We start from the raw sequence: 2018 nt of genomic DNA on the forward strand, positions 1-2018 counted from the left end.
CCAGCTCAGACATGGGGGTAGACAGCAAGGCTACTGCCCATCCTATGGGAGTTGCTCCAATGCTGGGATCCCTGGCGGTCAAAGTTCACCTTCGTCGCCTCACCCGCCCTCAGACCTTGGACAAAGAAAGAGATCCCTGCTTCAACCCATCAGACCGTATGATTGAGGCAGGGTGGTCAAAACTCAATCGGTTCTCAAGTCGTTAAGGTCTCTTTACAGAATGGCCGAATCGAAACTGCGACAACTGCTGCACGATCTGGATGTTGAGCTGCAAAAAACCCCTGGCTTGGATGAAAAGCAGCGACAGCAAATTGCCGCCATTCGCCAGGAAGTGGAGGCGGTGCTGGCCGATCTGGGATCCCCGACCGAGAGCAAACCGAGCCAAGGCCCCAGGGATCGCATCGGAGAGGCGCTGGGCCTGTTCGAGACCTCGCATCCCAACCTCACCCTGATCCTGGAGCAGGTGATCGACACACTGGCAGGGATGGGTTTGTAGGTTCAGGGTCCGTAAAAGGGCTCACCAGAAAGCTCCCTTGCTTGCTAGCCTTGGTAATGCGTTGAAAGCTCCTGCTCTATGACCAGCACTCTCCACTCCACTTCGTTTAACACCGCCCGCTCCAAACAGATTTTTGCCCGGGCACAAAGTCTCATGCCGGGGGGAGTGAGTTCTCCGGTGCGCGCCTTCAAGTCGGTGGGCGGGGATCCCGTCGTGTTCGACCGTGTCTCAGGGGCCTACGCCTGGGATGTGGACGGCAACCAATACATCGACTACATCGGCAGTTGGGGGCCTGCCATTGTCGGCCATGCCCACCCCGAGGTCATTGAGGCTCTGCACCGAGCTTTGGAGAAAGGCACCAGCTTCGGCGCCCCATGCGTTCTGGAAAATGAACTGGCGGAGCGGGTCATTGAGGCGGTGCCCAGTGTGGAGATGGTGCGCTTTGTCAATTCCGGCACCGAAGCTTGCATGGCGGCGCTGCGCCTGATGCGGGCCTATACCGGTCGGGAAAAGGTGATCAAGTTTGAGGGCTGCTACCACGGCCATGCGGATATGTTTTTGGTGAAAGCCGGTTCGGGGGTGGCCACGCTGGGCTTGCCAGACTCGCCGGGGGTGCCCAAGGCAGCTACCAGCGCCACTCTCACTGCCCCCTACAACGACCTAGAAGCAGTCAAGGCCCTGTTTGCAGAGCACCCTGACTCCATTGCCGGAGTCATCCTAGAGCCGGTGGTGGGCAATGCCGGCTTTATTCCCCCCCAGCCGGGCTTCTTGGAAGGCTTGCGAGATCTCACCCAAAAGTACGGGGCCCTGCTGGTATTTGACGAGGTGATGACCGGCTTTCGCATCAGCTATGGCGGTGTACAGGCCAAGTTTGGGGTCATCCCCGATTTAACGACCCTGGGCAAGGTCATCGGCGGCGGCCTGCCGGTGGGGGCCTACGGCGGTCGGCGAGAAATTATGGAAATGGTGGCTCCAGCGGGGCCGATGTATCAGGCAGGGACTCTTTCCGGCAACCCCCTGGCCATGACGGCAGGGATCCAGACACTGGACATTTTGCGCCGCCCGGGCACCTACGAGTATCTGGAGCGGATTACCGAGAAGTTGGCGACGGGGCTATTGCAGATCGCGCGGGAAACGGGGCATGAGATGTGCGGGGGCTATCTGCCCGGCATGTTTGGCTTCTTTTTTACTGCCGGCCCGGTGCGCAACTACGAAGAGGCCAAGACTTCCGATCTGCAGAAATTTGCCCGCTTCCATCGCGGCATGTTGGAGCGGGGAGTCTATCTGGCGCCCTCGCAATTTGAGGCCGGCTTCACCTCCCTGGCCCACACAGAGGCCGATGTGGAGAAAACCTTGGCCGCAGCGCGAGAGGTGTTGAGCACCCTCTGAGTCTGCAATTCACCCTCTTTCGAGCCGGGATCCCTGCTATGGCCGAGCACATCCACCGCAACTGGAGCATGACTCTAGTCAATAATAAGCTCAACTATACTGAAAATAATGTATAATATGTTCAGTACGGATT

3 protein-coding genes are annotated in these 2018 nt (G+C 58.6%); all 3 read left to right on the forward strand.

The window, feature by feature from the left end:
* Positions 1-206, forward strand: a 206-nt coding sequence (locus NW837_RS08375; RefSeq protein ID WP_414330607.1) for a hypothetical protein, incomplete at its 5' end; no start/stop codon positions are given.
* Positions 207-220: 14 nt separating this feature from the next.
* Positions 221-496, forward strand: coding sequence for a DUF4404 family protein (locus NW837_RS08380; RefSeq protein ID WP_414330610.1), 276 nt, complete (start codon positions 221-223; stop codon positions 494-496).
* Between the two features lie 78 nt (positions 497-574).
* Positions 575-1885, forward strand: a complete 1311-nt coding sequence (hemL, locus tag NW837_RS08385; RefSeq protein ID WP_414330613.1) for a glutamate-1-semialdehyde 2,1-aminomutase — start codon at positions 575-577, stop codon at positions 1883-1885.
* Positions 1886-2018 lie beyond the last annotated feature (133 nt).

Origin of the sequence: Synechococcus sp. R6-10, assembly GCF_047461815.1 — a bacterium.
In the GTDB taxonomy this organism is placed as follows: Bacteria; Cyanobacteriota; Cyanobacteriia; order Thermostichales; family Thermostichaceae; genus Thermostichus.